The 6,537-nt window shown below is 63.1% G+C and carries 10 protein-coding genes; 5 read left to right on the forward strand and 5 right to left on the reverse strand.

Going from position 1 to position 6,537, the window contains the following annotated elements; all coding sequences use genetic code 11:
• Positions 1 to 32: 32 nt before the first annotated feature.
• Both ABZ293_RS26540 and ABZ293_RS26545 read left to right on the forward strand, forming a co-directional pair.
• On the forward strand, positions 33 to 1,190 hold the full coding sequence (locus ABZ293_RS26540; protein ID WP_355184883.1) for an epoxide hydrolase family protein: 1,158 nt from the start codon (positions 33 to 35) through the stop codon (positions 1,188 to 1,190).
• Positions 1,191 to 1,261: 71 nt separating this feature from the next.
• Positions 1,262 to 1,624 (forward strand): hypothetical protein, encoded by a 363-nt coding sequence (locus tag ABZ293_RS26545; RefSeq protein ID WP_355184885.1) that lies wholly within the window; start codon positions 1,262 to 1,264, stop codon positions 1,622 to 1,624.
• Positions 1,625 to 1,820: 196 nt separating this feature from the next.
• Here ABZ293_RS26545 and ABZ293_RS26550 read toward each other — a convergent pair whose 3' ends face one another.
• Positions 1,821 to 2,240, reverse strand: coding sequence for a PPOX class F420-dependent oxidoreductase (locus ABZ293_RS26550; protein ID WP_355184887.1), 420 nt, complete (start codon positions 2,238 to 2,240; stop codon positions 1,821 to 1,823).
• Positions 2,241 to 2,447: 207 nt separating this feature from the next.
• Between ABZ293_RS26550 and ABZ293_RS26555 the strand changes: the two genes are divergently transcribed.
• Positions 2,448 to 2,648, forward strand: coding sequence for a hypothetical protein (locus ABZ293_RS26555; protein WP_355184889.1), 201 nt, complete (start codon positions 2,448 to 2,450; stop codon positions 2,646 to 2,648).
• Between the two features lie 293 nt (positions 2,649 to 2,941).
• On the opposite strand, the gene ABZ293_RS26560 is transcribed toward ABZ293_RS26555, so the two are convergent.
• The 4 genes from ABZ293_RS26560 to ABZ293_RS26575 form a co-directional block, all read right to left on the reverse strand.
• On the reverse strand, positions 2,942 to 3,361 hold the full coding sequence (locus tag ABZ293_RS26560; RefSeq protein WP_355184891.1) for a hypothetical protein: 420 nt from the start codon (positions 3,359 to 3,361) through the stop codon (positions 2,942 to 2,944).
• A 205-nt stretch (positions 3,362 to 3,566) separates the two neighbouring features.
• Positions 3,567 to 3,746, reverse strand: a complete 180-nt coding sequence (locus ABZ293_RS26565; RefSeq protein WP_355184893.1) for a hypothetical protein — start codon at positions 3,744 to 3,746, stop codon at positions 3,567 to 3,569.
• Between the two features lie 35 nt (positions 3,747 to 3,781).
• A complete protein-coding gene (locus tag ABZ293_RS26570; RefSeq protein ID WP_355184895.1) occupies positions 3,782 to 4,033 on the reverse strand; it encodes a hypothetical protein in 252 nt (83 codons plus the stop codon).
• A gap of 74 nt (positions 4,034 to 4,107) precedes the next feature.
• A complete protein-coding gene (locus ABZ293_RS26575; protein WP_355184897.1) occupies positions 4,108 to 4,593 on the reverse strand; it encodes a DNA-directed RNA polymerase subunit beta in 486 nt (161 codons plus the stop codon).
• Positions 4,594 to 4,949: 356 nt separating this feature from the next.
• Here ABZ293_RS26575 and ABZ293_RS26580 point away from each other — a divergent pair, with 356 nt between their 5' ends.
• Both ABZ293_RS26580 and ABZ293_RS26585 read left to right on the forward strand, forming a co-directional pair.
• On the forward strand, positions 4,950 to 5,828 hold the full coding sequence (locus ABZ293_RS26580; RefSeq protein WP_355184921.1) for a helix-turn-helix transcriptional regulator: 879 nt from the start codon (positions 4,950 to 4,952) through the stop codon (positions 5,826 to 5,828).
• On the forward strand, positions 5,825 to 6,031 hold the full coding sequence (locus tag ABZ293_RS26585; RefSeq protein ID WP_355184899.1) for a DUF397 domain-containing protein: 207 nt from the start codon (positions 5,825 to 5,827) through the stop codon (positions 6,029 to 6,031). Before ABZ293_RS26580 ends, ABZ293_RS26585 begins: the two co-directional genes overlap by 4 nt.
• Positions 6,032 to 6,537 lie beyond the last annotated feature (506 nt).

Below are 6,537 nucleotides of genomic sequence, written 5' to 3' on the forward strand. Positions count from 1 at the left end.
CCAGCACTCCCGTTACCAGCAGAGTCAATGCCATGACGAACAACGACATCCGCCCCTTCCGCATCGAAATCCCACAGGCCGCGATCGACGATCTGCGCGAGCGCCTGGCCCGCACCCGCTGGATCGACGACCTGCCCGGCACCGGCTGGGAGCGCGGCGTACCCACGGCATATCTGAAGGAGCTTGCCGGTTACTGGGCCGAGAAATTCGATTGGCGCGCGGTCGAGGCGGAGCTCGACGAGTACCCGCAGTTCATCACCACTATCGATGGGCAGGATGTGCACTTCCTGCATGTGCGCTCCGCCGAAGCCGACGCCACCCCGCTGCTGTTGCTGCACGGCTGGCCCAGCTCGGTGCTCGACTTCCTGGACATGATCGGCCCGCTGACCGATCCGAAGGCGCACGGCCAAGCCGATGTGCCCGCCTTCCACCTGGTCATTCCGTCGCTGCCGGGCCACGGCTGCTCCGGTCCCATTGCCGAGGCGGGCTGGCACGACGGCCGGGTCGCGGCGGCGCTGGCGGAGCTGATGGCTCGCCTCGGCTACGACCGGTACGGGGTGCAGGGTGGTGACCACGGTGCATTTCTCGCGCCACGGCTGGCCCGGCTCGATGGCGAGCATGTGCTCGGCGTGCATGTCAATGCGCTGGTTACCTTCCCGACCGGCGATCCGGCCGATATGGCCGCGCTCACCGACGCCGAGCGGCAGCGAATGTCGCGCATGCAGAACTTCCAGGACGACGGCTCGGCCTATATGCAACTCAACGGCTCGCGCCCGAACACCATCGCGCAACTGGTGGCCGATTCCCCGGTCGGGCAGCTCGGCTGGATCATCGAGAAGTACAAGGAGTGGATCGACCAGTCGCACGAACTGCCGGAACAAGGCATCGACAAGGACCGGATCCTGGCGAATGTGAGCATCTACTGGTTCACCGACACCGCCCGCAGCGTGGCCAACTTCTACTACGAGCGCTTCCATGATGCCGCGATGTTCGCACCCGCCCCGAAAGGCACCGTGCCCACCGGGGTGGCGGTCTTCAAGGACGGCGACTACGCGATCCGTCGCTTCGCTGAGAAGGCGCACAACATCACGCACTGGTCGGAGTTCTACTCCGGCGGCCACTTCCCGGCCCTCGAGGTGCCCGACCTGCTGGTCGGCGATATCCGCGAGTTCTTCCGCACCATCGGCTGATCGCGTCGCGCCCGTAACATCACGCCGGGAGTTGCGTCTCCACCAGGGGAGAGACAGCATCGGTCCGTCGCATGGCGGAATACCAGGCCACCCAGCGCGCCGAAGGTGACACCACCGGTCTCCACCATGAGCTGACCGAACTCGTGCGCGATCGAGTCGGCCAGGCACTCGCCTCGGGGACAGCACCGAATTCCGTTGCGGCCGAACCCATTGTCGACGAGTTGACGGCCGCATACGCGGCAACATTCGATCGCCCCGATGACGCCGAGCTGCGGGGCTGGCTGCTGGCCCGGCTCGAGGTCGCGGGAGAGAGGTATCGGACTGCATTCGACGCGATCCAGCGGGCAGCGTTGGACATGCTAGACAGCAAACACCTGTTGCGGCAGGCAGCGAAGGAGGGTGGGCAGTTCGACCGGGCCGTAACACGTCGGTAGCAGACAGCTCCCAGCTTCGAAGCCGGGGGCTGTTTTCGGCGTATCGGCGAGTTCCTGCCTGTGTCCGTGAACCGTCCCGGGTTTGGGTACCCACCGGTTTATCTGTCACCGGCCCGTTGGTCGGCGCGGTGTGCATAGGAGTGAAACCGGTGTTTCTGCCGATTTACTTGCGCGGCCGAGTCAGTGCCCTGTGGGCTCAGCCTGTCACCCAGCCGTATACACGCTCGACGTGTAGTCGTACAACGATCCGGCCGTCGTTCACCATCGCCCGGCGGTAGTCGTCCCAATCCGGGTGTTCACCAACGATTCTGCGGTAAACATCAACCAGCTCGATGACCGTGTCGTCGTCGATCTGCCGCGCGGACGCCGACAGCTCGGCGATGGCTTCGGCCACCGCGTAGCCGCCGACCCCGCTCGACGCGGTCACCTTGAAGCTGGCCCGAGGATCGCGCCGCAGGTTGTGCACCTTCGCAAGGCTGCTCATCGTGGAGAACCGGATCAGGCCAGGCACCGCGGTGTAGTTGACGTCGGACAACTGCGGTCGACCATCCCTCTTAATCGTTGCGAGCGTGCCCAAGTCGGCACCGGCAATGACGTCCCACAGGTGATCAGACATCAGCCCATCCTATGACCAGAAACCCCTCGCCGACAGCGCAGTCGACGGCGGCAAGGAAGGCCACCGCAGGTCCAGACGAGGCGATTGCCAGGACATCGCGATGCATTGCAGCGGCGTTGGATTGCGCAACATCTGCCGGGCACCCAGTGCCAGTATCGCCCGCGATAGTTCTGCCAGTGCGGGTGGGACAACGCCGGACGTGCCGCGATGTTCGCGCCCGCGCCGAAGGGCGCCGTGCCCACTGGTGTCGCGGTCTTCAAGGACGGTGACTACGCGATCCGCCGCTTCGCCGAGAAGGCGCACAACATCACGCACTGGTCGGAGTTCTACTCCGGCGGCCACCCTGCGCTCGAGGTGCCCGACCTGCTCATCGGCGATTTCCGCGAGTTCTTCTGCACCATCGGCTGATCGCGTCGCGCCCGTAACATCGCGCTGGGACTTGCGTCTCCACCAAGGGGAGGCAGGAGAGTAGGAAGCAGTAGGCACGAGAGCGGCCCGGCGCCTTCGAGGTGCCGGGCCGCTCTCGTGCTACCAGGTTCGGGGGCACGATGGAACAGAGCCGGACGGGTGAGTCAGCAGCGCTGAGATGGCCGCGCTCGGTTCGACATTCGAGTTCGGCCGCGCCCATTTCGTGCCCACAACCGCCCGGAATCCGACGTCATCGCGGATCAATCACAGTCATGTGTTTCCGCCCGGTGGTTTCAACCGGCCGAGCCAGTGCGGACCTTGGGGGCGTTGGGGTCGTATATCACAGCCTCGGAATAGCCGATACGTGTTGGTTCGGTCGGCAATTGACTAGTTCTCGAGGGGAAATCGTCGCCCAGGGACGAATGTTCAGTTATCACATGCGGTGGGCACTTCACCCCTTCGACTTCCACCGATTCGTGGGGTCGAACCACCACATTGAAGGGGGTTTCGGTTTCTGATGCGGTGCCGATGATGCGGCAGTGCTGCCAGGCTTCGATGAGATAGGTGTCGTCGGTGTCGTTACGGCAACTCGTGCCCGAACAAGACACCCCCTCGGGAAAGGGCCGCGCACTGGCCTGCGGGGCCAGTCCGACGACGGTGGCTGTGAACACAGCGCCCGCGATACCCGAGACAGCCAGCAACCGGTTGAACAAATTGATCGTTGTCCTTTCGACTTTCCTGCATGCTGTGACATGCGCGATTACCGACCACTGCCGCACCCGGCGAACCCGGCGTCGACGGCGGCCAGGACGGTTGCCCGTCCATCGCAGTATGCATTCGCCTCGATGGTGGGAACATCCGCCGGCAAGCGCGCGTCGGGGCAGGTGTCCAACGGTCCGAACCACTCCGTGTGTTCGATCAGGGTTCCAGATACAACCGTTCATTGGGGAGACGCGGGTAGTCGCTGGCGTCGCCGAGGTCCATGGTCACTGCATCGGCGTGGTGCCGCGCCTGATGCTCTTGCATAAAAGTCAGCGCCGCGGTGAGGCAGGCGGCGAAGTCGAATCGTGCTCCGTGCAGGAACACGCTCAGATGCACATCCGGCTCTCCTGGGTTCGGAGATACGTTCGCGCTCACGGGTTCTCGCGATCGCCAAGGCTGGCTGACAGGGCATCTATCGCGTCGTCGCTGCTTCGGTCGTTCTCGTAGTCGGCGCACCAACCGCCCTCGTCCACCTCGGCAATCCCGTCGGCGGTGTGGCAGAGCGTGACGCTATCGACAGGTGCGAGGTTCAATTTCTCCGGCGTGTGTTCGTGAAAAGCCTTCAGCAACGCCGCCACCGACGGCGCGATCTCGGTCCTACGTTGCCGTTCAACCTCATTCATGGCGCACAACTCCGAAACCGCTGGGCGCGAAGTCGGTGCGGTCGTCGAGGACCCGCACACCGTCCACGGACCACTCAAGCATGAGCGTCCTTCCGTCGCACCGGCCGGCAGTGCTCTGAGCAGGCGCGGATCGCGTCAACCACCACAAGTCCGGACGGTCGGAAGGTGCATCGGGGTGGTTCGATCCAGCGCCGGAACTGCTCACCTTGGTCGACTGGTGACGGTAACGCGACAGTGCCACCGGTTCGCACCACCGATACATTCAGACGGAACATCTCGGCGAACAGGAGCACGTCATCGGGGATGTCGGGCCTGATCAAGTACGTCCAGCGGTTAGAGCGTGGATGCGACAGGATTGGACCAATGTCCGAACCCTGGTGCTGCATACGTATTTTCACGGCCTGGCCAAGGTGAGCAGGAAGCATCAGTGCCCAAACGTGTTCGGCCGTCATGATGATGCGGCCCAGGTGCGGCGGATCGATGTTCGCGGGCAGATCACACACTCGCCGGTAGAACTGGCAGCGCGATATCGGGCTATCGCCAAAAGCTATGTGGTCCATCGGTTTCAGGCCCCTCGATCAGGTTGTTCAGTGCCGGTTTGCTCGGGTTGCCACTTGCGTAGGGCGTCTAGGTACCGCTCGATGACATCGACCGGGACATCAACCACGGCCGCGGCGGGCGGACCGACGAGCGGCATGCGGTGCGGTAGTTCTGGATTCAGCATCGTGACCCCCTGGTACGACGGCGGCTGAGGTGCGTGCGGTTTGCTGGTCGACTGCCCGTCCGCGTGGCACACATTGAGTACACACCGATTCGCATTATTTTGGAACCGATCCACAGCGATGCGTAGCAAGATAAAAACGTTCCAATCAAGCTGAATTAAGTAGCGGAGCTAACGACGGGCAAGGTGGTTCTGATGGCGACTGAGACAACGACCCTTCCGCGCAGGCTGCTGGCCCGACGGCTGGTCGAATTGCGCGAAGCCGCCAAACTCAAGAGCGACGAGGCGGCCAAACTTGCCGAGATCGGCCGACAAACGCTGTGGCGCTTGGAGAATGGACGCACCTCAGAGGTGAAGAAGCCGATCATCCGAGCACTGTGCAGGGTGTACCAGGTCGGCGAGGATGACGTGCTCGGGCTGCTGTGGCTGGCAGACGAGTCCCGCAAGGACGGTTGGTGGCAGTCCTACAGCGACGCGATCCGCTATGCCGATCTGTTCCTCAGTCTGGAGGAGGCCGCGAGTCGAATCAGCTCGTTTCAGCTGACGCTGTTGCCCGGACTTGCGCAAACTGCCGACTACCGCCGTGCAATGGCGCGGAACTATAGGCCAGCGTTGAGTGCTGAGGAGATCGAACGACACATCGAGTTGCTAGCTAAACGTCAAGCGCGCCTTACAGATTCGAGCAACCCGCTGACGCTGGAGGTATGGCTCAGCGAGGCGGCGCTACGGCACCGAATCGGTGGTGCATCGGCCATGGCCGCCCAGACGCAGCATCTCTACGAGCTGAGCGCGCTGCCGAACGTGTCGATCCGGGTCGTTCCCCTGACGGTCGAAGGCTATTTGGGACTGGAAACAGGCTCGTTCGTGCTGCTCGAGTTCCCGAGACATTTGAACCCGTCACTAACTCAGCCACCAGTCGTATACATCGAGAGCTACGCTGGAGCTCTGTACCTGGACAAACCAACGGAGATCGAGTCATATCAAGCAGCGCTGTCAGCTATCGAAGAGGTAGCGCTGGATGAGCCGCAGTCCAGGGCGCTGCTACAGAAGATCGAACAGGAGTACCGAGCGTGAATATCGACCTATCGGCTGCGAAGTGGTACAAGAGCAGCCGTAGCCACACCGGCCAAGACTGTGTGGAGGTCGCGCACCTTGACGGGGGCATGGTCGGAGTGCGTGACTCGAAGAATCCGACCGGCCCAGCGCTCGTCTTCACCCCTGCCGAGTGGGACGCGTTCACTGCTGGCGTACACGATGGCGAGTTCGACCGGCCATGACAGGTCGCTGGTGCCGCATCCAGATACCTTCTGCGGAATCGGGCTTCGGATGGGGATCCTCCGAGCGCAGTCGAAATGTGGTATCGGACGGCGTGTCGAGCCACGTTTCGACTGCGTTCGGAGGGCGGCTTGACCTGATTACGCAGCAACCAATCTGGATAGGGCACTAGCAGAAAGGCCCCAGCTGGGGGCTGTCTTTGTGGTACGCCCGGCATGGGCGATCCGCTCGAGGGTGCGAGTCCCTTGAAGGAAGACGTGGTGCTAACTCTGAGCCGGAGTTCTACTCCGGTGGCCACGTCCCGGCGCTCGAAGTGCCTGACCTGCCCATCGGCGATATCCGCAAGTTCTTCCGCACCATCGGCTGAGCCGTAGCAGCGCGCGGGGACTTGCGTCTCCATCAGGGGGAGACAGGAGCAATTGTCAAGAGTTGTGGATTGATTGGCTCAGCGGCGGGCGGTCGGGATCGACGCGGTAAGGGCTTGGGGCCACGTGAGTTCGAGTTCTTC

It is taken from the genome of Nocardia sp. NPDC005998, from assembly GCF_040614395.1.
Taxonomy (GTDB): Bacteria; Actinomycetota; Actinomycetes; order Mycobacteriales; family Mycobacteriaceae; genus Nocardia.

What these genes read in the sequence shown, in the direction of transcription:
- ABZ293_RS26540 (WP_355184883.1), top strand. Translation starts at nt 33, where the DNA reads ATGACGAACAACGACATCCGCCCCTTCCGCATCGAAATCCCACAGGCC.
- ABZ293_RS26545 (WP_355184885.1), top strand. Translation starts at nt 1,262, where the DNA reads ATGGCGGAATACCAGGCCACCCAGCGCGCCGAAGGTGACACCACCGGT.
- ABZ293_RS26550 (WP_355184887.1), bottom strand. Translation starts at nt 2,240, where the DNA reads ATGTCTGATCACCTGTGGGACGTCATTGCCGGTGCCGACTTGGGCACG.
- ABZ293_RS26555 (WP_355184889.1), top strand. Translation starts at nt 2,448, where the DNA reads ATGTTCGCGCCCGCGCCGAAGGGCGCCGTGCCCACTGGTGTCGCGGTC.
- ABZ293_RS26570 (WP_355184895.1), bottom strand. Translation starts at nt 4,033, where the DNA reads ATGAATGAGGTTGAACGGCAACGTAGGACCGAGATCGCGCCGTCGGTG.
- ABZ293_RS26575 (WP_355184897.1), bottom strand. Translation starts at nt 4,593, where the DNA reads ATGGACCACATAGCTTTTGGCGATAGCCCGATATCGCGCTGCCAGTTC.
- ABZ293_RS26580 (WP_355184921.1), top strand. Translation starts at nt 4,950, where the DNA reads ATGGCGACTGAGACAACGACCCTTCCGCGCAGGCTGCTGGCCCGACGG.